The sequence below is a fragment of the Oceanobacillus iheyensis HTE831 genome (assembly GCF_000011245.1).
In the GTDB taxonomy this organism is placed as follows: Bacteria; Bacillota; Bacilli; order Bacillales; family Amphibacillaceae; genus Oceanobacillus; species Oceanobacillus iheyensis.
The window spans coordinates 2,830,262-2,856,992 of sequence record NC_004193.1 but is presented as its reverse complement, the minus strand read 5'-3'; the positions used below and the strand labels follow the sequence as shown (position 1 = coordinate 2,856,992).

Here is a 26,731-nt window from a genome sequence, read left to right as displayed (position 1 = left end):
AATTCGGATGTATAGTCCAATAGATTCAATTTTTCATTACATTGAATTATTAAAAAATTAACTATTGACAGTTAATTGAGGGTTCGTTATGCTAATATACAAATCTTATACAACTTCATATTATTTTTCCTTATCAAGAGTCGGGGGAGGAATCTGGTCCATTGATCCCGCAGCAACCAGTTACAATGAAGTAACATGGTGCTCATTCCAGCAAGCGTAGGCTTGATAGATGAGAAAAGTGTTTATACCTTTTAAATAAAACTCTTTCTCATCGGAAGAGTTTTTTCTTTGTTGTCAGTGAGGGTTTGGAAAAATAAGTGGAACAGTTTGACTTCAAATATGAGTAAACCAATCAGGTAACTAAAGTAGGGGGATCGAAACTGTCAAGTGATCGTAGTTTATAAAAATCTAAAATGAAGAGGAGAGCGTGTATTATGCCAACTATAAAAACAGAGAGTCTTTATAAAAAATCGTATTTCAGTCGTATTCAAGAGTTAAAGGAATTTGCACCAGAAGTATTTCATTCGTTCTTTGCTTTTAATAACAAAGCACTTGAAGAAGGGAAGCTTTCGGTGAAGCAAAAAGAATTAATTGCAGTGGCGGTTGCCCATATTACAGGTTGTCCATATTGTATTGAACTCCATGTTGGAAATGTGAAAAAGCAAGGCGCGGATAAAGAGGAAGTAACTGAAGCGATATTTGTTGCTACTGCATTAAAAGCAGGTTCCTCATTAGCGCATGGAGTAAATGGATTAAATGCATATGACGAAAATGGTGATGATGAGTTGTATAAAGCTTCTTACTTTAAACGACTACAGGAACTAAGTGAAACAAGCGAAGATGCTTTTAAAGCTTTCTTGACATTTGATGGAGCAACTTTGGAAGAAGGTAAACTTACAGTAAAAGAAAAAGAGCTGATAGCTGTAGCCTCTGCACATACAACAGGATGTGCGTATTGCATTGATTTGCATACGAAAAATGCCAAAAAAGCTGGTGCGAGTAAAGATGAGCTATCCGAGGCAATTTTTGTAGCAGTTGCTCTTAAAGCAGGTTCTGCTTTAGCACATAGTGTCAATGCGTTAAATGCTTACGATGATGAATAGTTTTGTAGACTTAACCTCAATTTTAGTGTAATTATCTTATTCATATACAAGGAGCTGAGTGTATGCCAAAGCAAATTCATTTTAATGGATTCGTACAAAATTCACCATCCCCTCATTCAACGGGACTATGGAAACATGAAAAAGATCGCGGAATAAATCATAATCGTTTAAATTACTGGACGGAAATTGCACAAATACTTGAACGCGGGAAATTTGACGCGTTATTTATTGCCGATGTGTTAGGTACGTACAGTGTATATGGGAAAAATCATGATGCAGCGACAAGAGGTGCCGTACAACTACCTGCACACGATCCTTTACTTCCGATTACAGCGATGGCTGCAGTTACCGAGCATCTCGGTTTTGCACCAACCATATCTACCACTTATGCTCAACCGTATGTATTGTCACGTCAGCTCTCCACTTTAGATCATTTAACCGGAGGCAGAGTTGGGTGGAATGTCGTAACTTCCTATTTGGAAAGTGAAGCAGTCAATATGGGTTTAACGGAAAGGTTGCCGAAAGAATTACGTTATAATCGAGCAGATGAATTTTTGGATGTGGTCTACAAGCTTTGGGAACACAGCTGGGAAGAGGATTCGGTGACCTATGACCGTTCCAATGACTCTTTTGCTGACCCAGAGAAAGTTCATTTAATTAATCATAGCGGTGAGTTTTTTAATTTGCCTGGACCACACTTAGTTGAGCCTTCACCACAACGAACGCCAGTATTATTCCAAGCTGGAGCATCTCCAAAGGGAAGAGATTTTGCGGCAAAACATGCAGAGGCCGTTTTCACAAAGCAGACATCAATTGAATCGTTGAAGAATTATTCTGCCGACATTCGAAAGCGTGCTCAAGCAAATGGAAGAAATGCAGATGACGTCAAAATATTCCCGATGATGTTACCGATTGTTGGCTCAACAGAAGCAGAGGCGATTGCGAAGTATGAAGACTTCGTGAATCATATCAGTTATGAAGGCACAGCTTCTTTACTATCAGGACATACAGGAATTGATTTTTCAGAGTATGATCCAGATCAATATATTGAAGATATTGAAACAGAAGCAGTGCAAGGAAATCTAGATTTATATACGAAAGACCCGCATCGAAAATGGACGTTACGTGAAGCAATAAAAAATCATGGTCTTGGAAATGGTTGCCCGAAGTTTGTCGGTACTCCAGAACAGATTGCTGATCAAATACAAAAGTGGGCTGTTGAAGCTGATATAGACGGTTTTAATGTCGCATTAGCAACTTCTCCTGATACCTTCGGAGATTTTGTTGATCACGTAGTACCTATATTACAAGAACGGGGAATCTATCGAACGGAGTATGAAGGAACTACGTTACGTGAAAATTTATTCGGTAAAGGGAAAAAACGATTGGCAGAAAATCATATAGCGAAGCAACTAGGAATTGTTCACACGTAATATTTTAAGGAATGTCCTTGAACGGAAACAGATGATAGATTTCCGTTGACGCGGAAGCCTATCATCTAGAATTGTTCGAAAAAAGGAGTGGAAAAGCAGATGATCACATTTTATTTTATTGGAGTTGTCGTTTTCTGGATAATTGGTTTGATTGTCTGGAATAAAATATACCCAAAAGGAACGGAGGAGAATACGAATGTTGACTGATAATCAAGCGACGCTTGCGTGGATCATCGGAGCGTGTCTCTTCGTCTACTTTTTGCTCATTGTTTGGCTAGGGAAGCGGGGAGCAAAATATAGCCGTTCGATGAAGGGCTTTTCCATTGCTAAAGGAAAGGTGAGTCCTTGGCTAATTGGTATCAGCTTTGGAGCAACCTATTCTAGTGCTAATTTATTTATTGGTGTACCTGGTTGGGCATACATGTATGGTACACCTGTACTTTGGTATACATTAGGATGTTTTGGAATCACCTGGGTTGGCTTATTACTTGTTACCAAAAAGTTTTGGGAACACGGACAAAAGAATGAAGGTAGTTTAACGCTTCCGCAATGGCTAGGTAATCGCTATAATAGTAAAGCATTACAAGTCATCGTAGCGTTATTGATTCTATTTAATATCTACTATATTGTTGCTCAAAATGTGGGTTTAGCTACCATGTTTGAAACAATTATAGGAATTCCTTATTATTGGGGGATTCTTTTTGGAGTCACATTAACGATTTTATATATTAGTATGGGCGGAGCATATGCACAATTGATTACAGATGGAATTCAAGGCATTGTAATGTCCGTTATTTCAGTTCTGTTATTCCTCTCTCTTTTTTGGACAATCGGTGGAGGATGGGGAACTCTAGGGAATTTAACCGGACAATTACATAATGCAGACCCTGCTTTAACAGCTTCTACAGCTGCAGGTAGTCCATTTTATAGCGGGTTCGCCATTATGGCAATTCAATGGTTCTTACTTAGTTTCGTCCTTCTTCCCCAATTAATGAATAAAGTATTATCAGTAGGGAAGAAAGAGGATCTTCGTAAATTTACATTATCTGCTGGAGCAACCCTGTTTTTCTTATCTACATTCTCTGTGTTTGCTGGGTTAGCGGCAAGAGTTCTGATACCGGGATTAACTTCGTCTGATAGTGCAGTTCCAGCATATGTATTGGAGTATTTTCCAACGGTATTAATTGTCCTAATTGTGATGGGGATTGTATCAGCAATACTATCGACAACCGATAGCTTGTATCTTGGTATGACAGCAAGTATAGGAAACGATATCTATAAAGTAGTAGTCGCTCCTTTTCTGTATAAGAATAAAAATGTATCTGCAAAGCAAATAGATCGAAAAGCCGTCCGAGTAGCTCGAATTGCATTATTTATTATCGGACTAATTTCGTTATATATGTCATTTAACCGTCCGGAATCACTATCATTACTGCTGCAGTTTGGGACATCGGCAATCATTAGTGGAGTAGTAGCCCCGCTTACACTAAGTTATTTTTGGAAAAAAGCAAATCGTGTAGGTGCGATAGCTTCTGTGATTGTAGGAGCGGCTTGCTTTATGATTCTTACTGGTTTTGGGGTTCAAGATCATGTATTTACAGCATTGCTATATAGTTCCATGCTAGGCTATGGGGTTATGATTGCTGGTAGTCTATGGGCAGAACATGTAACTAGTCATCGAAAAGTTAAACAAATTGAACAACAGCAAGTATTGTAAATGCGTGTTCAAAGGGATGGAAAGAATCGAGAAGACCGGGGGTTTTGAATACCGGGACTTATGGAAGAGTTAGACATGAAGAGTGGAAACTATAAATAATCAAGTAAAATAAATATCCGAACGAGTTCACATACTGAGAATCGTTTGGATATTTATTTGTAGCTTATTTTTCTTCTAATTGTTGTATTTCAAATTCTCTAAGTTCATCAACAAATGTTGTGAAGTTATCTGGTGTAAGTTTATCTACATCTGTACCTTTTCCACCATGTTTCTCTATTGTTCCATCTTCGTATTGAAGCCAGAGTCTCCAACTATACCCATCTTCATACGTGCTAGTATCTTCAAATGTATAATCTTCTTCCCAGTTTTGTACATCGTGTTTTTCTAATATGTCGTAAACTTCAGCAGTACTATTTACTTCGATTATACCGTCTTGTGCACGTAACCCTCTGCGACTAATAATGGGATTCTTATAAATTTCATTACTTTTTATATCAATAGCAATTGCTTGATAAGGAGCGTCCATGCTTGTTTCGTCAAAGAAAATTTTGATTACCTTTTCTAAAGGTTGTGTTTCAGAAGCAACTGGTGCTTTTTCAATATTTTTAAAGTTATAGATATCAATTTCACTCATATTATCATCCTCGCCTTTATCGTCTTCATTATCTTCTATATTATCGGAATCAGTTGTGTCGTTTCCACTGGTTCCTTCTGTTTGCTGACAACTGATTAAAAAAAAGGAGGCTAAGATTAGTAGTAAGTATTTGATAGATTTGGACATGTGCTCCCACCTTTATTCCATGTTATTAAGCATTTCATCCATATGTTTTTTAGAGTTTGGCAAGAATTCACCAACACTATCTAACTGCTGGTCTTTGAATTCAGAGTCTTCGAGCATGTATACAGCGTAGTAACTTGCAAACCCTTCTTTATTTGGTTCATTCACTCTTTCTTCTGAATTTTCATCTATCCAATATGAGTTGTCATGATGCCCCCATTTGCCAACAATTTCATTTACGCTTTTTTAGCTGTACTACATTTTCATTTAGTTAGGGTATTTTTTAGTATTGTTGTATTGTTATTATTTTCAGTCTTATTATAGCAGTAGGAATGGATTTTTCAATGGAAACTAAATAAACAGAACTAAAACCATGCTAATTATCAAAAGCGGTTCATGCATATGAAATAGAAAATTATAACATGCGATATATTTGGACAATGTTATGAATAGATAATTTGTTTTTTTGCTGATCATGGCATTTTACTAATTTTTTGAGGGGAATTCGGCTATCTCGAAATTAGTATGAAGGATAAGGGCTAAAACAAAATAACATTATATTTTTTCTTTATTAGGCATATCTCTTTTATAGGGGTATGTCTTCGGCTATAATAAACCCTAGTATTCTTATAGGAATAAAAATCTATTTTAAAAAATGGGGTGGGAATAATGAAGAAAAGTGTAATGATTAGTATTTTATTATTTATTGGATTCGTATTAACAGCTTGCTCTGATGATGGTAGTTCTAATGAAGAATCGAGTAATAGCGAAGGTGAAAATAAACAATTAAATGTGAGCCTGGCAGCTGAACCGGTATCCTTAGATCCACATGCAGCAAACGACGGGAATTCGTTATATGTGATGAATGCAATGTATGATACGTTAGTGGAGCAGAATACAGATTTAGAAATTCAACCAGCACTAGCAGAAAGTTTGGAGCAGATTGAAGATACTGTATGGGAAGCGAAGTTGCGCGAAGATGTAACATTTCACGATGGAAGTGCTTTTAACGCGGAAGTAGTAAAAGCAAATTTAGATCGAGTACTGGATCCGAAGATTGGTTCTCCGTTAGCATTTTTATTCGATATGATAGAAGAAGTAGAGATCATTGATGAATATACCGTACATATAAAAACGGAGTATCCTTTTTCTGCATTGCCTTCTCATCTGGCACATCCAGGCGGGCATATGATTAGCTTAGAATCCATTAAAGAAGATTATGAAGCAATTGAGAATGGTGAGCAGCCTTTTACAACAATTAATGATCAGCCAGTTGGTACTGGTTACTTTCAGTTTGACAATAGGTCAATAGATGGTGAGATTACCTTGACTAAAAATGATGATTATTGGGGAGAAGAAGCTGGTGTAGAAACAGTTACTTTCCGATCTGTACCAGAAGATCAGACACGAGTAGCAGAAATTCAAACTGGTAATTCTGATATCGTCTATCCGGTTAATGCAAATAATGTAGATGAAATTGACTCGAATGAAGGAACTCATGTAAAACAGTCAGAAAGTGCGAGTATGACCTATGTTGGATTTAATGTAGAAAGAGAACCCTTTACTGATGAAAGAGTTCGACAGGCAATTGCAATGGCGATCAATAAAGATGAAATCGTTAATGGTGCAATGAATGGAATTCCTATACCTGCAAAGGGTCCACTTGCTCCAACTGTTTTCGGTCATAGTGATGAATTACAACCAATTGAACAAAATGTTGAACAAGCAAAAGAGTTATTAGCAGAAGCTGGTTATGAAGACGGATTTGAAACAACCGTAATGGCATACGATACGACCACTAGTGATATAGCAACTGTAATCCAATCAAACCTTCAACAGATAGGCATCGATGTTGAAATACAAATGACAGAAATAGGTAATTATCTTGAGGTTACTGGTAATGGTGGAGCTGATATGTTTGTAGGTAGTTGGGGCACTGTAACGCTAGATGCCGATTATGGATTATACCCAATGTTCCATTCTGAAAATGCAGGGAGTCCAGGGAATCGCTCTTTTTATGCAAATGAGGAAGTGGATGCATTATTAGAAGAAGCAAGACAAGAAGGAAATAATGAGAGAAGACTCGAATTATATCAAGAAGCACAACAAATCATTATTGACGAAGCTCCAATTGTTCCACTTTATCACTCGGTCTTACTTGCAGGATTGCGTGATGAAGTAAAGGGATTCTATCAGTTTCCAAGTAGTTTCCCATATTTACGTGATGTGACAAAAGAAGAATAGCATTTTAATAATTAGTTTTTTACTTAGCCGAACTTACCGATATAGAGGTGGTTCGGCTTTTTTGATCGACAAGTTTATCTAATAACCGAACAGTAGTTAAACTTAAGTATTAATGATCGGTTATAGAAAACGCGAAAGTTTTAGTAAATAGAGCATGTCTCTAACCCAAAATACAGGAGAAAACCAAGAAAGTGAATAGAGCATGTCTCTAACCCCAAATAGCAAGCAAATCCCAAGATTTTTGGTGAATAGAGGGGCTCTCTAACCTAAATTAGAAACAAATCCCAAGAAATATGGTGAATAGAACGTGTCTCTAACCCAAATAGCAAGCGAATCCTAAGATTTTTGGTGAATAGAACACGTCTCTAACCCAAATAACAGCTGAAAACCAAGATGGATAGTAAATAGCCCCCGCCTCAAAAACCAAAATACAATAGAAGCGCAAATACACTAGTAAATAAGCCTTTTACCGATTCTCCTAAAAACTTTGGCACACTAACTATGTTTCTAATCAGGTACTTGCACTTTTTAATATACGTAGTTACATATAAATAACAAATCTATACTTCCTGCTTATTGCCTATTGATTATGTTTATTCGGTTGATCTATGTGGTAAACACAGTTGAATTCGATTTAGTAGGAGGTACTACTGTGAGTATAGATAAAAGTTCAAAGAAAGGACTTATTGATTATAAAATTTTTCTACCAGCTTTGATTATTATAGTAGGAATTAGTATTCCGCTTTCATTATATGAAGAAGAATCTTTAGCAATTTTAAATTCTATATTTAATGGAGTAGTAGATTCATTTAGTTGGGGTTACATATGGTATGGAATCATATTACTTGTAGCTGGTTTGTATTTTTCATTTTCTAAATATGGAAAAGTTGTATTAGGAGATCCGATGGAAAAGCCGCGATTTACATTATTTGAATATGCTTCTATTTTAGTTGCGATGGGCTTAGGGTCAACGATTATGCGTACCGCAATGATAGAATGGGGCAATGTGGCGGTGAATCCTCCGTTTGGTGCAGAAGCTGGTTCAGATGCTGCGATTTTATGGGGAAGCGCGTATAGTATGTTTCTTTGGGGCTTCCAAGTGTTTGCAGTATTTGTTATGGCTGCGCCAGCGATGGGCTATATTCTACATGTGAAAAAGCGACCAATGATGCGTATATCTGAAGCATGTCGAATTCTATTCGGTGACCGTTTTACTGATGGAATTGGTGGTATAGTTCTAGATGTTCTATTCTTAATTAGTATCTTGTCTGGTGCTGCGGTTACATTAGGTTTAGGGGCACCAATCGTTACCTATAATTTAGCAGAATTACTCAATATAGAGCTATCATTTGGTTTAACATTGATTGTAACCGTTATTTGGGTATTGCTATTCTCTATTAGTGCCTACCTCGGTATAGAAAAAGGAATAAAGCGATTAAGTACATTAAATATGTATTTGGCTGGAGCATTTGCATTATTTATTATGGTTATCGGTCCAGGAGTATTTATTCTCAATTACTTTACGGATACGGTTGGATTTCTGATTTCAAATTATGCCGATATTTCTTTGCATACAAATGCTTTGGGAAGCGGAGAGGCAACACATATTGAAAGTAATACGATCTTCTGGTTTGCGTATAATGCTACGTGGGCGATGTTGCACAGTGTATTTGCTGCAAAAATTTCTAGAGGACGCACAATCAAAGAAATGATATTGACGTACCTTCTTGCACCAACGATGATTTCTTGGATTGCATCAGGTGTATTAGGCGGACTAGGTGTATATAAATATTTAAATGGTGAAGTTGCGGTATTGGATATTATATCTAACCAAGACCCGATGGCCGCGATACCTGCAATTTTATCTTCCTTACCATTAGGGAATTTAGTATTGATTGTATTTATCATAATCGCTATGATTTTCTTAACGACAACACTTGATTCAACAACGTACACGATTGCATCTTATGCAGGAACAGAAAATATGAGTAAAGCTGAGCCTTCAAGGAATTTACGTATTATCATTGCAGCTATTATTACAATTGTAGCTCTTATCTTAATGCGAATTGGTGGTTTAGCACCGTTAGAGGTTGTTTCTGGATTAATGGGACTACCGATCATCTTTATTCAGTTCTTGACGATTTACGCTGCTAAAAAAATGATGGATAAGGATCGAGCATGGATTACAAATGTTAGAGAAGAAGATAAGAAATATTATAATAAGAGCAAGGGTAAAAGGTTATAACTAGACTTTAAGATGAGAAATATAAATCCGAACGAATGCGTTTATCAATATGCTTCGTTCGGATTTTTATGTTTTATAGGTCCTTAATTATAAAGAAATAAAGCGTCCTAAAATACTCCTTCATAAAAATATGCTTAGAAACTGAAATTGCATAGTAACTTGCTAAAACCTTCGTCAAAATCTAATTTTACCTTGATAGAAATAAACAAAATTAAAAATTACCATAGGAAAATTAGTTTTTCTACAAGGGAAATCTCTTTTAGCAAAAGTGCAATTCGAATAGCAGTTGTCTATGATAATAGTAATTTATATTATTAGGAGGAGATATGATGAAACAAAACTGGGATCTAGAGGATTTTTTAAATCAAAATAAACGAAGGGTTCACTATCAATTACACCAAATGCAAATTGACGACAAAGATGAGGAATACTTTCAAGAAGGTCTGGTTGCAATGTGGAAGGCATTTGAAAATTATCAGCCAGATAAAGGTCCCCTTTCAACGTATATGAATTATACAATACGTAATCGTCTCATCGACACAATTCGAAAAGGAGGGAAAGAGAAGGAAGCATTGGAAAAGTATAAAAAACAATATCAAGTAGATACCACCACTGGGAATTATCGAAATCCAACAGGAGTTAGTCATATATTAATAGATCGTGATACGGAAGTTGAAAATGCTATGGACATAGATAGAGCATTATGGGAAGGTATACGCAAATTACTTACAGAGAAGGAATGGAAGTGGGTGCGATACTATGTTGTTGAAGGAATGTCAATACAGGAAATAGCCGATCAGGAACAGGTGACCATAGTAGCGGTAAAGGGCTGGGCAAGAGAGGTTAGAAAGAAACTTCGGTCGGCAGGATGGGAAAATTTAAAAAAGATGAAGTAAAGAATTTGATATGACCAAAAAACAGGGTTAATTTTATCACGAGGTGCGTATATATGAAATAAGTATGGTGAAGCAAAATTGGAAGGAAAGTAACACACTCCCTGCAACGATGTGCTTCCATAAATGAAGCCGACTATCAATCGTTGGTAGTCGGCTTGTGCTTCATCTGCATTAGGAAGATGAATTTTTTGCTTCCTCGGGTATTGTGATTTCTTCCACTTCATTAAAGTTATTGTAGTCCATGTGAATATCCATCGTAATGTTTCCTGTATCTGCATTGTCTGCTACAATATCGTATTGTAATGTTTGTACTGTATAATCATCTTTGTTAATTAAAATTATTAGTTTTTGTTCTATATCTTTATCCACCTGGAATCCCGTAAGTTCTACGCTAAAGGGACTTGCTAACGCATCATAAATTTCCTGATTATATCCTTCAAATGAAAGTTGATATGTACCATCTTGTTCTTTAAACTCAGTATTTTTTTGTGTTTTTTCGATGATATCTAGTATATCTTTATAGGATGGTTCAAATTGTATAGCTTCCGGATCAATTTTTTGGTGAATCCAATCAGAATCACCCTCTTTAATATAACTGTCTTCTCCGACCATATATCCTTCTACAGTTGATTCGTCATTCGTTGTTGTTGATGTGAAAATTTGATGCAGTGCTGCTGGCTTTTCCGCAATAGTTGCATTTCCTTGTACGGACGAAGATTCATTTCGGAATTCTGTCTCTACATCTATTGAAATTCCATAATCAGTAGTATAGCTCTCGATAGTTTCTTTCGTTTCTAGTGTTTTTTCAACAATATCTTCCTTATTCTCTGAACAAGCTGATAAGGAGAAAATAATTGAAATTAATAAAAGAAACACCAATCTTTTCATGACTTCACGTCCTTTTAGCATCATCGAGCTAAGTATACTATATGGGTCTAAAGGTGTCTATTATTGTTGTATATGCCTATGGTAGGATATAATAGAGGAGAATTGCATGATAATAATGCAACAATAAAATTGAAACTTTTTTGAAAATATATCGATGCAATATTTGAATTTACATATAATGTATTGTGGGATGAAATTAACTCAGATAACGGAACTAGATGACAAAGTTTTCTCTATGTGAAAAGAACTATTTTGATAATAGAAACACATGTATTTTAGTTCAATTGATTTAATTATCAGAAATCCGCTTATCTTTTAGGGTAACTTTCATTATAATAGTAGTAGAATGATTTGTATGAATATCGGAACAGTTTGATTTCGAGCGTTCTTCAAAGGTGGTGTGTTAGATATGAAAACCATGGATATTAAACAACTACATACACAAATCGATCAAACGCAGTATATGCTAAACCAATCACGACAGAATCTTGATGAAATGAAAAAAGCTGTAGAAAATTTACTGGAGTCTGAAGATATCTTTACAGGTGAAGCAGCGGAATCGGTACGTACATTTTATCGTGAGACACACTTGCCTTTACAACAATACGTGCTGGATATGATTGATAATTATGATCTGAATTTAAGAAAGATAAGAATGAATTTATATCAGATTGAACCTAGTGATACTGGTTGGATCGATGAAGAATTTTTACGCAGAGATATGGAGCAGTCATTAAAGAAAGCAGGGAACGTGACTATGTCACTTACCGACTCCGTTAATCGCAGTCTTTCTTCCATAAGAGATATTGTCTCTATTCCTAATTTAGATGATCAAGAATTTCATGAAAACATCAGACGTTCAAGAAAGCATGTGTTGGATACAGTAGACAAGATGTATGATTTTGATCAAAATGCATCTAATATCCTGGATAACCAATATGGAGATATAAAAAACGTTAATAAATATATGTCTGAATTAAATGGATTACTAGTCAATCGAGATATTAGTGTAGGGACGTATGAAGCAAAGCAGCTATTCCATTATGAGTTTCATCAAGAGTTTATAGACCGGTTGAAAAGACAAGGATAGAAGTGAAAAATTAACGCTGCCCACCAAGTGAAATGATGACTTGGTGGACAGCGTTTTTATTTATGTTTGTTTTTCCATTTCCATATAGCTAAGCAAGGTCAATAGATGCCGTGCATTCCTCTCGTTATCGGTTCCTTCAACTGCATGAATTAAAGATTGGATAACACTTTCTAAAAGAAACATTCTGGACTCTTCTGTTTCTAATTCCTCATATAAAAAATCAATAAAATGTTTTGTTTTAGGTTCATTTGTATGATCAATTTGTTGTTCTAGGCTTTTTAATATTTGTTTCATTTCTAGTTTGAATTCTTTTAAAGAACACTCTGGTTTTTCCAAATATGGATGGAAATATTCCGTTTGGAAAAGGATAGGTTTATCATCTGAATGCGTGTGAATAATTTTGTCTAATTGTGATATAGAGAAGTTAATGATGGTCTCTACATTCAAGGCTCGAGGTTTTACATCGTACATAACTTTAGAAGTAAAATGTAAATTCCCGAGGAAGCTAACAGCATAATCAAAAGCGTGTTTCTTCATGAACTCTCCGTAGATAGAAGTCAACCGATCTGCAATCCAAACGATCTCTTGCAAATATTGTGTATTGATATATATATGCAGTTCATCATCCTCTGTGGACGGAGTAGGTAAGGATGAAAATAATGCAAGCAGATTATGTTTTTTATCTATATGAAATCGAACCGCAATTTGTTTAATAAAAACAGTTTTGTCACTAGCTTCTTTTGAAGTTGCAAGAAGTTTACGCTCATATACTATTTCTTCTCTTATTAGCTGTAACAACTCTATTAAGCATTCGTTTTTAGAAGTGAAATGGTTATAAAATGTGCCCTTTGAGATAGATGCGACATCTAAAATATCTTGAATAGAAGTAGAAGTAAATCCTTTCTTTATGAATAGTGATTGAGCAGCCTCAATAATTTGCTTTTTTTTATGATTCATCCAATCGATCCTTATCTGAAAATTTTAAGATTATAAGACTATATTATAACGATAGTATAATTTAATTTTATCTAAAAAACTTTGATGTATCAACTTTAATAAAAATTAATGAATATAAGTATTGTATTTTTTGGACTATGGGTATAAAATGATAAAAGTTTCTTAAAAACGGATGAATACTCCATTGGTAGAATTAGTAGGCAGATGCTAATTTTATATATTTATACTAGTAGTCTAGATGAATGAGTAGTTATTCTGTTGATAGAATAATATAACAAACGATAAATTCGATTTGATAAAAGAAAGAAGGTATGATGATGACGGATGTAGAATCACTTCATAAAAAACCGCCTTACGGTATGATTGCGATATTATTTATTGGTGCATTCGTTGCAATTTTAAACGAGACTTTGCTGAATGTGGCATTGCCATCCATTATGAATGAGTTTGAAGTTAGCCCAACCGCTGTGCAGTGGTTAACAAATGGTTATATGCTGGTTAATGGTATTTTAATACCTGCGAGTGCATTTTTGATTCAACGCTTTACAAATAAAAGTTTATTTTTAACGGCAATGTCGTTATTTACAATAGGGACAGTGTTGGCAAGTATATCTCCAACCTTTGCTGTACTGCTTATCGCTAGATTAATTCAGGCAGCAGGTTCTGCGGTAATGATGCCATTACTTATGAATGTTATGCTAACTGCATTTCCGATTGAAAAACGTGGAACTGCGATGGGGACATTCGGTCTTGTAATGGTTGTTGCACCAGCTCTTGGACCAACATTATCAGGTTGGATTGTAGAGAATTATGAATGGAGAACTTTATTTGATATTGTTATTCCGATTGCATTACTATCATTAATTATCGGGATATTTAAGCTGAAAAATGTAACTCCACAACGTGAAATTAAACTTGATGTATTTTCCATTGTTCTATCCAGCTTTGGTTTTGGTGGATTATTATATGGTTTTAGTTCTGCTGGAGAGCAGGGGTGGAGCAGTCCATATGTATACGGAACAATTATAATTGGTGTCATTTCAGTGATTGCATTAGTATTGCGCCAATTAAAAATGGAAGAGCCTATGCTACAGTTCAGGATTTTTAGATATCCAATGTTCGCATTATCATCTGCGATTTCGATTGTATTAGCAATGGCATTATTCTCTGGAATGATTTTGCTTCCATTGTATGTGCAAACAGTTAGAGGATTTACGCCATTTGAAGCTGGATTACTGATGCTGCCTGGCGCACTTGTAATGGGAGTCATGTCTCCGATAACCGGAAGACTATTTGATAAGTTTGGTGCACGCACATTAGCGATCCTAGGTTTGCTAATTACGATGACAACCACTTACTTTTTCACTCAATTAGATATGGAAACAACGTTTGGACAGATGATGCTTATATTTGCAATACGTAGTTTCGGTATGTCGATGGTTATGATGCCTGTAATGACAAATGGTTTAAATCAGTTGCCGATGCATGAAAACCCACATGGTACAGCAATGAATAATACCTTGCAACAAATATCGGGAGCAATTGGCTCAGCACTGCTAATTACCATTATGAATAATCGAACAGAGTCTAAAGCGGAAGAATTAGCACAATCCGCAATGAATAGTATAGACCCAAGTCAAATGCCATCTGAACAAGCAATGGCGACAATGGAAGCAGAAATAATGAATCAAGCTATGCTTCAAGGAATTAACTTTTCATTCTTTATTTCCTTATTAATTATGGGAATTGCTTTAGTCTTATCTCTCTTTATCCGTAGAATTGGCACGGATGGGAAAATGATTACCAAGAAAAAGTTACAAACTCAAAATAAAACGGAGTATAGTTCTTAATTAATTTATAAATTTCTTTTGAATGATAGAGCATTGTCACGTCTGTGATAATGCTCTTTTTGCATTGACTTAAATAAAAAGTTCTGTCTCTACGGTGATAATACGGTAGTTTATTTCCGAATAACATCATTTTGAGATTAATTATGGGATTATTTTGCATGAAAAATCGCTTCCTGGTTCATAAATAAAAGATAGGTGAAACGAAGGGGTGCGAAATATGGGATTTATTGATCAGGTGAAAGACTTGCAGAAAAAAAATAAAGATCTGAAAATGAGCTCTATCCATATGAATGGAACCCCATATGGTGTCATTGGTTTCGAAAGTTTGGTCGATTTTTCAGCTACTTGGAAAATGATTGAAACCTTAATACAGAATGAAGAAATACCTGTACAAGAAACGAATGTTCATGCGGAACAGTCTACATGGAAAAAAATGCGTTCCACTGAGCAATTTAAGACACTTTATGAAGGTAAGGTAATTATTTGGAATCCTACGAAGGAAGTATCACTGATTGTAGATCCAGTATCTCGTCCCTTATATCGAAGTATCGATGCACCAGTGAACGAGTCCATCATATACGGTGCAAGAGATGCATTTACAGAAAGCCTTCAACAAAATATTGGATTACTACGTAGCAAGTATAAATCCAAAGAGTTGGAAGTATTATCGACTTCACATGGACAAAGAAATCGTAAATTCTCTTTTATTGTGTTGAAGGGAACAACAAATGAAAAAATGGTACAAAAAATCAAGAAAAAAATTGACGAATTCCCAAATGAAATCAAACAAGTAAAAGATGTTCATGTTGCTCTTGGTTTTTCTAAATTTGATTTAGTAACTCGTGTATCATCGACGGAATTGCCAGAAAATGCGATGGAGTATATAGAGCAAGGAAAAGTTGTTTTCTTTATGGATGGTTATCCGTTCGGATTGGTTTTATTTAACACGGTATTTGATATTTTTAAACAACCTAGTGATAGTAACTATTTAAGTGTGTTTGTATATGCACTATATGCACTTCGTATTGTTGGAATCATGCTCTCACTTCTATTACCAGGACTATATGTTGCATTAATTACCATAAATCCTGAAATGCTAAAAATACAATTAGCATTATCTATAACAGAGAGCAGGCAATTTGTTCCGTATCCAGCATTTATAGAAATTATGTTTATGCTATTACTAATTGAATTAATTACGGAGGCTGCAGTTCGTTTACCTCTTTCGATATCGAATACGATTGGAATTGTTGGTGGTATTATTCTAGGGCAAGCAATAGTAGAGGCAAGTCTTGTGAGTGGTGTATTAATTATTGTTATAGCAGCAACAACAATTGCAAACGGAATTATAGTGAATTTTGAGAATGGTATCACTTTACGTCTTATGAAGTATTTCATAGTAATTTTTTCGGCTTTGTTTGGGATTTTAGGTCATGTGATAAGCCTGTTGATTTTATGTTCCTATATTGCTCGGATTACAAATTTTGGAGTACCATATGTCCGGTGGAAAAAGGAAGGGATTCAAAGTGAAAATCAATAATCTTTTGGTTATAACCTATTTCTTAATTGTGAATATCGGATTAATGTTTCTTCTATATCCAACACTCATCCTCGATACGGTTGAAAACGGTCATTGGCTGGTTGTTCTTTTACATGGGTTCTCTTATATGGTTTTATTAGGAGTATTTCTATATGGGATGTCGAAGTTAAAGCAACCTAATATTTTAGAGTACGTACCTAAAAATCGGTGGATTGTATCCATATTAGTTCTTGTACCCATCAGTTTATTCATTATTGGAACGGTCATTACAGCGATTCGTACGTATGCAGAATTTACAACAGTATTATTCCTTAATCAAACACCGTTTTTATTTGTAATGCTTTTGTTTATCATTGCGGCTACGTATATTGGTCTAGGATCGATAGGGAGTATTTTTCGTACTTCTTTTTTGATTATAGCGACTTCAAGTCTAATTATTGTAGTTATATTCTTCTTATCTTTTTTCAATGCGGAATGGTATTACTTTTTCCCTGCAAAGGTTAGTAGCTTTGATTTTTTAATACAAACACCTTTTATTACGGGATTTCTTATTTTGACTCCCACCTTTTTATTTTTAGCCTTCTTACCTAAGCGTCGTGGGGATTATAATTTTAAAACGATATTCTGGTCATCGATGATTTTAATTCCGATTATATTTGTTTCTGCTTATTCTCCGATATTAGTATTTGGATATGAGGTAGCAAAGAATTTCACATTCCCTTATATTGAAATGTTGGCCACAGTAGATATAGAATGGTCTATTTTTGAGACACTGACGAGTTTGTTTGGTTTAAGCCTCTTACTTTATGCAACGATCTTTTTAGGCATGTTATTACATATTTTACGTTTGTTGTATCAGACGATGTTTCGAACAAGCAATATTCATGCATCAATTGCTTTAATTATAATTGTCATCATCATTACTATGACTGCAAATATGATTTCGACTTGGGAACAAGTACAGAGTCATGTGTTATGGCTTACCCCGCTTCGATTTTATACGATAATTAGTCTTTTGGTTTTCATCTTTTGGATAGGAAGAAGGCAAAAGCATGAAATCTAAGTATTGGTTGAAACTTCTATGCACATTGCTTACGTTAATAATACTATCAGGGTGTTGGGACTCCCGTGATATTAACTATCGTTCTATGCCGATTATGATGGGAGTGACGAAGGAAGAAGATTTATTTCATGTATATTTCATTATTCCTGTATCCGTCGTTTCTGAACAAAGAAACTTGGCGAAGGTGGATGGTAAGGGAGCAACGGTATTAGACGCTACCGAACAAATACGGAAAAAAATCGAAACGACCATTGATTTGGAACATATTGATTTTGTCGTAATAGATGAGAAATTAGGTGAAGAAGGAATCGAGAAAATTATTAATACGTTTATTAGAATGCGTGATATGCCAGCTTCACCAGCTGTTGCATTTATAGATGAGGATATGAACAAATATATGGAGATGATGATTAGTAATTTTGAAGAAGTAGGTACGCCAATTTTTGGATTTCTTGAAAAGCAAGTAGGGTGGGATATTTATGATCCAGAAGTAAGCTTATGGGAACTGTATCGGGGAATAAATTCATACACTACCGACATTGCAGTCCCGTTAATTGGATCTAATAAAGATTTAACCATGGATTATCTAGGTGCATCGGTATTAAAAAATGGAAAAATTGTTGACACAATAAGTTCCGTTGAAGTTATGATTATGAATTTGCTGGATAATGAAGAAGTAATAAAAACCTTTGTTACTATAGATGATACAACGAATGTCGAGTTGGTAGACAGGGATGTGAATTACGATTATAACAAGCGTGGAGAAGAGATTGATTTAACGATAAAATTAGAATTTGTATTAATTGTTGCTGAAGCAGAGGATGATTTAGCGGATAAAGATATTAAACAAATGTTTGAGGAAAAAATCGAACGTGAGACCTTGCAGCTTGTGCAAAAATTGCAAGAGCAACAAGTTGATATATTAGGAATAAGCAATCGTCTGCGTACAAGATACACCAATGCAGAACTAAAAAACTTTGTAAATGAAGTTTATCCAAACATTAATGTGAATGTAGAAGTAGAAGCTGTAATAGAAAATAACGGTAAATTGAGAAATTTAAATAACGATAATTTTAAAGATTGGGAGGAGGAATAGTCCAAGCGCTATTCCTTCTTCAATTAAATTAGTTGCAAATTCCAGTGCTGAAAATCAAACAAGGAAACATCCAGATTTGTTATAATAATAAGTATACAAAAGCGTTTGAGGGGATGAAAAAGCATGTATCAAGAACCAATTTTCTTAGAACCAGTCATGCAAGAAAGAATATGGGGAGGTAAAAAACTAAATCAATTATTTGGATATAAGAGCTCATATGAGCAAACAGGAGAAGCATGGGTGATATCTGCGCATAAAAATGGGCCGAATAAAATTATAAATGGTCCTTTACAAGGGAGTACACTTGTAGATGCGTGGGAAAATCATGGGGAGCTGTTTAATAAACAACAGGATTCGAATGATGCTTATCCATTACTGATAAAAATATTAGATGCTAATGATGATTTATCTGTTCAAGTGCATCCTGACGATACATATGCACGGGAAGTAGAAAATGAATCTTACGGGAAAACAGAATGCTGGTATGTTCTAGATGCAGAGCCTGATGCGGAGCTTATTTTAGGTCACCATGCAGCGACAAAAGAAGAATTAAATCAGATGATTGATCAAGGAGAGTGGGATCAATTATTAAAACGAGTACCCGTTGCAAAGGGGGATTTCGTTCATGTGCCTAGCGGTACTATACATGCAATCGGAAAAGGGATCGTTATTCTCGAGACACAGCAAAGTTCCGATGTTACATATCGTGTGTATGATTATGATCGTAAAGATTCAGAAGGGAATAAACGTGAACTGCATTTACAAAAAGCGAAAGAAGTGACGATGGTTCCGCACCAAGACGTTCAAATTAAACCAATAGAAGAAGTGCAAGAGGACTTATCGATTCGAAAGTTAATTGAAGCGGAATATTTTACAGTTTATCATTGGGAAATACAAGGAAATGTAACTAAAATTCTCGATAAAGACTTTTTACAAATAAGTGTGATTGAAGGAACAGGTACAGTTAAGATAGGTGATAAAAAGTTTACGATTGAGAAAGGATCAAACTTTATATTGCCTCAAGGAATAAAAACATATGAACTGGAAGGAAATGCAGAGTGTATCGTATCTCATCCTTCTTAATATCGAAAGGGAAATTAACGCTTTAATTGAGTATTAGTGAGTCTCCAAGTGACGGAGACTCGCTTTTTTTTCTAGGTCTGCTTTAAACTTGCTCAATAATCTCGATGAAAGCATTCTTATCTTTTGCCTTTACTAGCTTTTGAATAATCGATGGACGGTCGATTATTTTTCCGAGGGTTTCATATAAGGATTGTAAATCTTCCTGACTGTTTCTTTTTACGCTTAATAGACAAATGAATTGTACCGTTTTATCAGACCATATAATAGGTTCGCGTAACGTCGCAATAGAAATGAACGTTTGATCTGATTTTGGTGTTAGTGGATGTGGAATAGCCACTAGATTTCCAAATGCGGTCGGAGCAATCTTTTCTCGTTCGTAAATGGAATCTAACAGATCCGTGTCTACGAATTCGTTCTCTATTACATGTGCTGTCATATGTTCCAGTACATCTTGTTTAGAAGAAGCTTCAAGATTTAAAAAGATATTCGATTCATGCAAATATTGGGATAGTAGATTTGTTTTTTTACCAGAAATAAATGATTGAATATGTTGTAAATCTTCTTCTTCGATAATTGCATTAACTTCTATAACAGGAATACATAGGTCTTCCTTGATGGGAATAGATGAAATAATCAGGTCGATATCATCAAGTGGATAATCACGTAGACGATAATATTCCGTAGTTCCCACTACTTCCATTTGTCCTTCAAATTTTGACTTTAATTTATAGTATATTAATTGTGCAGTACCCATACCAGATGCACACACAACGAGACAACGCTTTGGTCCTTTTCTCAATTTGTTTCTCTCCATTGCTGCACCAATGTGTAGCGCGAGGTAGCCAATTTCATTTTCATCAATTGTTATATCGGTTTTCTCTTCGATAACAACTCCTGCATAAACAGCAGCTTGAAAAGCAAGTGGGTAGTTCTTCTTAATATGTGTAAGCATAGGGTTACGTATGTTCATGCCATACTTGTATCGATTCATTGCAGGCTTTAAATGCATCCCAAGACTAATCATTAACTCTGTATCTTGACTTATACCGAGATGCATTTCCTCCTCAATCTTTTCCAATGAGAGCATTATGAGTTTATAAATAGAAGGATCTAATATAGATTCAATATCCGTACTATCTATATTGGTGGAGCCAACCATTTTTGTACCGAGAAGATGCAAAGCAACATAAGTTGTTTCTGTCTTAGGAAAAGATAAGTGTAATTGTTTTTCTGTATCTTCTACGATCTTTTCTGCGACAAAATATGCTTTTGTGTCCTTCATATCTTGCATTTCTTCTCTGTGTGCTGCATTAAAGTCGATAGGGTGTCCGTCTCTAATACGTAAGACGGCAATAGCAATATGAATAAACAGATTATGGATGGCAATATCTGATAAGGTCATTTGATGTGAGTCCAGTTGTTGGATAATTATATTTTTAATCATACTCATTTGTTGGTCTGGTAGTGTAACAAATTCACAATGTGTTTTTACATCTGCGTGTGAATGGTTCTCTCGATCAACAAAAAATTCTGCCATGCAAAATCGAATTTTTATTTCTTCTCCAATTATTTTAATCCCATGACTAGGTTTAACATGTATATCTAACTCAAAAGGATTTAATTGTTGCCGTACTAATTTCATATCATTTTGAATGGTAGATTTACTAATATACATCTCGTCTGCTAATTGTTCTAGTTTTATGTAATCCATTGTAAATAATAAACGTCTAACGATATATTTGACGCGTTGTTCTGGAGTGTTTGGGGTTTTTCGGGAATCCATGTCTTCATTCCATTCCATGGTTAAAAAACGATGAAATGTATCTTCATTTTGAATAGATAATTGATACCCTTTTCCTTTGATGGATTGAATCACTGCTCCATGTAATTGAATGTGTTGGTTTAATTTTTTTATATCATCTCGCGTTGTTCGTGAAGTCACTTGGTTAATATTCGCAATAAAAGTGCTTGTTAGTGGGGCTTTTGCCTGAATGAATTCCTTTAACATTACACGTAATCTAGTGTCCATTTTAATCCACCTCCTTAACGTAGAGAAGGGAGTTGTTTTTTATCATAAAAACAACTCCTTCTATCTATTCTTTATCTATATCTATGCGTGAAATCCATTTTGTTCACTTATTTGTTTAAACCAATAGGCACTTTTCTTCGGAGTTCGTTCCATTGTGTCAATATTTACAGAAAAGAATCCGTAGCGATTTTTATAAGCGTTTGACCATGACCAGTTATCCATTGTTGTCCAAAGGTGATAGCCTTTCGCATTACAACCCTCATCAATCGCTCGGTGTAGCCATTTCAAGTGATCTTTGATAAAGGTGATTCGGTAATCATCTTGAATTTGTCCATTCTCGATAAAATGTTCTTCGCCTTGAACACCCATACCATTTTCTGAAATAAATGATTCGATATTATGGTAGTTTTCTTTTAGATTAATCATAATATCATAGACACCTTTTTCATAGATTTCCCATCCTCGATATTCATTCATGCGTCTTCCTGGCATTTCATATGAATCAAAGAACCAGTCAGGCATAAAAGGACTGTACGGATTTGGCAAATTATCTTTTGCCTTTACTCTTCTAGGTTGATAGTAATTCACCCCTAAAATATCAATCGTGTTTTCCTTGATTAATCCTGCATCTCCATCCTCTGTTTGTGGAAGGTGATTATGTTCTTTTAAAAGGTTAATTAAATCTTCTGGGTACTCTCCTAGTACAGCAGGATCTAAGAAACTGCGATTAAAGAATAGATCAGCGATATGCGCAGCTTTTTGATCAGCTGTGTTTTCACTTCTTGGATAAGATGGTGTTAAGTTTAAGATAATACCAATTTTTCCATTTTCAATATTCAATTCTTTAAAAGTCTGAACGGCAGTTGCATGAGCTATAATGGTATGGTAAGCAACTTGTATTGCTCTTTTTGCATCTACAACATTTGGGTAATGGAAGTTATATAGGTATCCACCTTCAACTGGTACGATTGGTTCGTTAAATGTAAACCATTTTTTTACTTTATCTCCAAATAATTCGAATGCTTTTTTCGCATATTGACGATACATTTCTATAACTTCACGATTTTCCCAGCCACCAATTTCTTGCAATGGGAGCGGCATATCAAAATGAAACAGATTGACAAAAGGTTCGATATCATTGGCGATTAATTCATCAATAACATTATGATAGAACGATACAGCCTCTTCATTTACTTCACCTACTCCATCTGGAATTAGCCTCGACCAAGATATAGAAAGACGGAATGAATTATGTCCGAATTCTTTCATTAAGGCAATGTCTTCTTTATAGCGATGGTAAAAGTCAGAAGTATGCTCTGGACCAACTTGATTATAAAATCGTTCAGGTTGTATGTTATACCAGTGATCCCATATATTTTGTCCTTTTCCATATTGATTTGCTGCACCTTCAATCTGTGTTGCAGAAGTTGCACTGCCCCACCAGAATCCAGCAGGAAATTGATAGTTTTGTTCTGTCATAGTAAAACCTCCACTACTTATTTCTGTATATATCTATGATTTCGATTGCTAAGTCTTTAATGGTCATCGCATTCATTAAGTGATCTTGTGAATGAATAAGGATAAGATTGATGTCCTTTTTATCTCCATTGGCTTCATCGTGCAAAAGTTTTGTTTGAAAGTTATGCGCATTTGTTAATTCATCACTCGCAGTTTTAATTAGATCATCTGCCACTGCAAAATTTCCTTCCTTTGCTGCATGTATTGCTTCCATCGCACTTGATTTGCCATTTCCTGCAAAAAGGATGATTTGAAATGCAGTTTCTGTTAATTGTGTCTGATTCATGTTCATCACCTCTGTGTTAGCTTGGATCCTGATTTATGAAGTTTTTTTCACTGCATCAGAATTATTTTCGCTAGTTTTTTCTTTTTCGTAGTAATTCTTATCCAAAATCTTTAAGAATGGCCACCATATTCCCATTACTATTACTAAGTTTACCGCTTGTAACACGGCACCTTGCCCAAGCGTTTCCAGTTGCTAAGAATCCACTTAATAACGGTGGTGTTGTCCATGGAACGATAATACCGGCTGGTTTCGGAACAAGTCCTATTGACATCGATATATAGGTGATTACTGTTATAACAACAGGTGCAACTAGCCATGGTATTAGTACTAATGGATTCATAATAATTGGTAGACCAAAGATGATTGGTTCGTTTACATTAAATACCCCTGGTGGGCCACCTAATTTCCCGAGTTCTTTTAATTGTCTACTTCGTCCAATTAGAATAATTAAGATTACTACTGCAAGTGTCATTCCAGATCCACCCATACCAACTAAGAATGAATCGATAAATTGTTTGGTAATAATATTTGGCAATTCTGTACCGTTTTGAAAAGCAGATAAATTTTGTTCATTTAATGCGTACCAAATTGGATCAAATACAGAATTCACGATAATTTGTCCGTGTAAACCGAAGAACCAAAAGATTTGGATTAATAATACTGCTATGATCGTTGCAGGCAGTCCACTACCTAATTGCGTTAATGGCTCTTGAATGATTGTGTAAATAAAATTTTGAACTGTATCAAAAGGTGTGAAACTCATTACTATGCGAACGAATAAAAATACAGATAGTGTTAAAGCAATTGGAATAAGAGCACTAAATGATTTGGAAACGGCAGCTGGTACACCAGCGGGCATTTTTATCATTAAATCTTTCTGTACAAAAAATCTGTATAATTCCGCGGATATAAAAGCGGTGAAAATTCCTAAAAACATTCCTTCTGCTCCTAGAGAGGAAGCAGGAATAACACCAGCAACTCCTTCTAACACTTGAGGTGTAAGAATTATAAATGCGGCAATCGCTACTACACCACCGTAAATTGCTTCACCTTTGTAATGTTCGGTTAATTTATATCCTATTCCTATAATAACAAATAATCCCATAATACTTAGTGTTGATGCTGAAGCAGGTCCAAGTGCATTCTGATAGGCAGCATAGGCGTCTTCACTTAAGAGCCTATCTAAAAAAGGGAAGTTAGCGATTACCACAAATATAGACCCAAAAATAATCAGTGGTAATGCGACCATAAATCCGTCACGTAATGCAGATAGATAACGGTTGTTATTTAATTTATCTGCAATCGGTAGTAAAAAGTTCTCCAACACTTGCATAAATTTACTGTTTTCCAATGTTCTTTCCTCCTTTGTCATTTTTCTTCCTGAGGAGTAGTCATCGATGAAGTTAAGGCATTAATGACAATGCTTTGTTTAAAACAGCTTCTCCATCTACACGGCCATAAGCTACTGGATCAATAACATCGATGGGGACATTTGCCTCTGCGCCAGCTTTTTCGAATTTCTTTTTAAGAAAACGCATTTGTGGACCAATTAAAAGAACATCTGCGTTTTCTAATTCAGAAAAAGCTTTGTCTTGAGCAACTGCCCAAATTTTTACTTCCAGACCTTGTTTGGATGCTGCCTCCTCCATTTTTGATACTAGTAAACTAGTCGACATGCCTGAAGAGCAGGCTAATAGAATATGTTTCATCGTTGATTTCCTCCTTGTGTTTGTCTATCTATAGTTCTATTGTAATAAGAAAACGGTTACAAATATATCGATTGTTTTTCCGCTGTGTAACGGAAAAGATTGTAACCTTTATTTTTACTGCACTTAGAAGAGATAATGAGTTATCTATAATCAATCGTCAAGGTAACAGTTCATAAAAAATGATTCATGTAACTTTTTATAAAAATAAGGTAGTCTATAAAGAAGAAGGAGGTATTTATATGTACTGGACCGATTATCATCATCACACAAATAATTCTTTTGATTCTAAAGCAGTTATGGATGAAGTGTGTGCAAAGGCAGTCGAGAAAGGAATCGATGAAATTTGTTTTACTGAGCATTTTTCGGTGAATCCAAAAGCGCCAACTTATGGACATATGGATTTCTCAAAATATATTTCAGATATTCAACACGCAAAATCAAAATGGCAGGATAATCTCAAGATCAAGATGGGAATAGAACTGTGTGAACCACACTTAATGAAAGATAAATATAAGGAAGCGTTAGATGGGATAGAATTTGATTTTATATTAGGATCTATACATAATATCCAGGAAGAAAAATTGAGAAAATATTTATTTGATAAAGAAAATCATGCAGCTTATTTAGGGTATTTTGAAGAAGTATTAAAATTAGTAACAAATGCAGATATTGATGTTTTGGCACATTTTGATTTATTAAAACGCTATGCGATGGCTAAAATCGGAAATTATAACGTGAAAGATATGGAAGAGATTATTCGTCACGTACTTCATCAAGCAATCAAAAGAGATATTGGACTGGAGATAAATACATCTGGGTTTGCAAGTCAGTCGGTAGGAGAAGCTTTCCCCCGGATTGAATTATTGAAGCTATACAAACAGATGGGTGGGGAAATATTAACGATTGGCTCCGATTCACATCGAGTGGAGACAGTAGGTAATTATTTTATTGAAGCTCTGAAAATGGCAAAAGAAGCTGGATTTTCCTTTATTTATACTTTTGACAAGCGAAAACCAGAGCCAATCAGGATGGACGATTTTATTCTTTAGTGTGATATAATAAATAAATTTATTATCGTCACCGATTTAGGGTAACTACAGTTGTTGGAAAAAAGTCAATGCTAGTATAATATAGTTATCCTTCTTACAATGGGATGTTTATTTTTAAATGGAAATACAAATGCAAACAATCAACTACGATATTAAC

21 protein-coding genes, 1 pseudogene and 1 riboswitch are annotated in these 26,731 nt (G+C 35.2%); of the genes and pseudogenes, 13 read left to right on the top strand and 9 right to left on the bottom strand.

What is annotated here, in order from left to right; translation table 11 throughout:
- Positions 1–127 precede the first annotated feature (127 nt).
- A riboswitch (SAM riboswitch) is annotated at positions 128–236 on the top strand.
- A 198-nt stretch (positions 237–434) separates the two neighbouring features.
- From OB_RS14195 to OB_RS14185, 3 genes are all read left to right on the top strand, one after another.
- Complete coding sequence (locus OB_RS14195; protein WP_011067173.1) at positions 435–1,103, top strand: carboxymuconolactone decarboxylase family protein; 669 nt, start codon at positions 435–437, stop codon at positions 1,101–1,103.
- Positions 1,104–1,165: 62 nt separating this feature from the next.
- Positions 1,166–2,536 carry an LLM class flavin-dependent oxidoreductase gene (locus tag OB_RS14190; protein ID WP_011067172.1) on the top strand — a complete coding sequence of 457 codons (1,371 nt, stop codon included), beginning with the start codon at positions 1,166–1,168 and terminating at the stop codon, positions 2,534–2,536.
- Between the two features lie 196 nt (positions 2,537–2,732).
- Positions 2,733–4,253, top strand: coding sequence for a sodium:solute symporter family protein (locus tag OB_RS14185; protein ID WP_011067171.1), 1,521 nt, complete (start codon positions 2,733–2,735; stop codon positions 4,251–4,253).
- A gap of 163 nt (positions 4,254–4,416) precedes the next feature.
- Here OB_RS14185 and OB_RS14180 read toward each other — a convergent pair whose 3' ends face one another.
- The gene (locus OB_RS14180; protein WP_011067170.1) at positions 4,417–5,034 is read right to left on the bottom strand and encodes a hypothetical protein; all 618 of its coding nucleotides are present in this window, start codon (positions 5,032–5,034) and stop codon (positions 4,417–4,419) included.
- 12 nt (positions 5,035–5,046) lie between these two features.
- Entirely contained in the window at positions 5,047–5,199 is a 153-nt protein-coding gene (locus OB_RS18425) for a hypothetical protein (RefSeq protein WP_160162356.1), read from the bottom strand.
- A gap of 501 nt (positions 5,200–5,700) precedes the next feature.
- Between OB_RS18425 and OB_RS14175 the strand changes: the two genes are divergently transcribed.
- From OB_RS14175 to OB_RS14165, 3 genes are all read left to right on the top strand, one after another.
- Positions 5,701–7,275, top strand: coding sequence for a glutathione ABC transporter substrate-binding protein (locus OB_RS14175; protein ID WP_011067169.1), 1,575 nt, complete (start codon positions 5,701–5,703; stop codon positions 7,273–7,275).
- Between the two features lie 652 nt (positions 7,276–7,927).
- Positions 7,928–9,520: a BCCT family transporter gene (locus OB_RS14170; RefSeq protein WP_011067168.1), complete on the top strand. Its 1,593-nt coding sequence runs from the start codon at positions 7,928–7,930 to the stop codon at positions 9,518–9,520.
- 329 nt (positions 9,521–9,849) lie between these two features.
- Positions 9,850–10,416: a sigma-70 family RNA polymerase sigma factor gene (locus OB_RS14165; protein WP_011067167.1), complete on the top strand. Its 567-nt coding sequence runs from the start codon at positions 9,850–9,852 to the stop codon at positions 10,414–10,416.
- A gap of 171 nt (positions 10,417–10,587) precedes the next feature.
- Here OB_RS14165 and OB_RS14160 read toward each other — a convergent pair whose 3' ends face one another.
- Positions 10,588–11,304, bottom strand: coding sequence for a DUF6612 family protein (locus OB_RS14160; protein ID WP_011067166.1), 717 nt, complete (start codon positions 11,302–11,304; stop codon positions 10,588–10,590).
- Positions 11,305–11,713: 409 nt separating this feature from the next.
- Here OB_RS14160 and OB_RS14155 point away from each other — a divergent pair, with 409 nt between their 5' ends.
- On the top strand, positions 11,714–12,394 hold the full coding sequence (locus OB_RS14155) for a ribonuclease YeeF family protein (protein ID WP_011067165.1): 681 nt from the start codon (positions 11,714–11,716) through the stop codon (positions 12,392–12,394).
- A gap of 60 nt (positions 12,395–12,454) precedes the next feature.
- On the opposite strand, the gene OB_RS14150 is transcribed toward OB_RS14155, so the two are convergent.
- Positions 12,455–13,351 (bottom strand): TetR/AcrR family transcriptional regulator, encoded by an 897-nt coding sequence (locus OB_RS14150; protein ID WP_011067164.1) that lies wholly within the window; start codon positions 13,349–13,351, stop codon positions 12,455–12,457.
- Between the two features lie 317 nt (positions 13,352–13,668).
- Between OB_RS14150 and OB_RS14145 the strand changes: the two genes are divergently transcribed.
- The 5 genes from OB_RS14145 (at position 13,669) to manA (ending at position 19,983) form a co-directional block, all read left to right on the top strand.
- Complete coding sequence (locus OB_RS14145) at positions 13,669–15,201, top strand: DHA2 family efflux MFS transporter permease subunit (RefSeq protein ID WP_011067163.1); 1,533 nt, start codon at positions 13,669–13,671, stop codon at positions 15,199–15,201.
- 217 nt (positions 15,202–15,418) lie between these two features.
- Entirely contained in the window at positions 15,419–16,741 is a 1,323-nt protein-coding gene (locus tag OB_RS14140) for a spore germination protein (RefSeq protein WP_231846954.1), read from the top strand.
- Positions 16,728–17,804 (top strand): GerAB/ArcD/ProY family transporter, encoded by a 1,077-nt coding sequence (locus OB_RS14135; RefSeq protein ID WP_011067161.1) that lies wholly within the window; start codon positions 16,728–16,730, stop codon positions 17,802–17,804. Before OB_RS14140 ends, OB_RS14135 begins: the two co-directional genes overlap by 14 nt.
- Complete coding sequence (locus OB_RS14130) at positions 17,794–18,900, top strand: Ger(x)C family spore germination protein (protein ID WP_011067160.1); 1,107 nt, start codon at positions 17,794–17,796, stop codon at positions 18,898–18,900. Before OB_RS14135 ends, OB_RS14130 begins: the two co-directional genes overlap by 11 nt.
- 123 nt (positions 18,901–19,023) lie before the next feature.
- Complete coding sequence (gene manA, locus OB_RS14125; RefSeq protein ID WP_011067159.1) at positions 19,024–19,983, top strand: mannose-6-phosphate isomerase, class I; 960 nt, start codon at positions 19,024–19,026, stop codon at positions 19,981–19,983.
- Between the two features lie 82 nt (positions 19,984–20,065).
- On the opposite strand, the gene OB_RS14120 is transcribed toward manA, so the two are convergent.
- From OB_RS14120 to OB_RS14100, 5 genes and pseudogenes are all read right to left on the bottom strand, one after another.
- Positions 20,066–22,012, bottom strand: a complete 1,947-nt coding sequence (locus OB_RS14120; RefSeq protein ID WP_011067158.1) for a BglG family transcription antiterminator — start codon at positions 22,010–22,012, stop codon at positions 20,066–20,068.
- 81 nt (positions 22,013–22,093) lie between these two features.
- Positions 22,094–23,491 carry a glycoside hydrolase family 1 protein gene (locus OB_RS14115; RefSeq protein WP_011067157.1) on the bottom strand — a complete coding sequence of 466 codons (1,398 nt, stop codon included), beginning with the start codon at positions 23,489–23,491 and terminating at the stop codon, positions 22,094–22,096.
- Between the two features lie 13 nt (positions 23,492–23,504).
- A complete protein-coding gene (locus tag OB_RS14110) occupies positions 23,505–23,816 on the bottom strand; it encodes a PTS lactose/cellobiose transporter subunit IIA (protein WP_011067156.1) in 312 nt (103 codons plus the stop codon).
- Between the two features lie 33 nt (positions 23,817–23,849).
- Positions 23,850–25,188: pseudogene (gene celB / locus OB_RS14105) on the bottom strand (PTS cellobiose transporter subunit IIC).
- Between the two features lie 31 nt (positions 25,189–25,219).
- Positions 25,220–25,525, bottom strand: a complete 306-nt coding sequence (locus tag OB_RS14100) for a PTS sugar transporter subunit IIB (RefSeq protein WP_011067154.1) — start codon at positions 25,523–25,525, stop codon at positions 25,220–25,222.
- Between the two features lie 239 nt (positions 25,526–25,764).
- Here OB_RS14100 and OB_RS14095 point away from each other — a divergent pair, with 239 nt between their 5' ends.
- On the top strand, positions 25,765–26,574 hold the full coding sequence (locus OB_RS14095; protein WP_011067153.1) for a histidinol-phosphatase HisJ family protein: 810 nt from the start codon (positions 25,765–25,767) through the stop codon (positions 26,572–26,574).
- Positions 26,575–26,731: the final 157 nt, after the last annotated feature.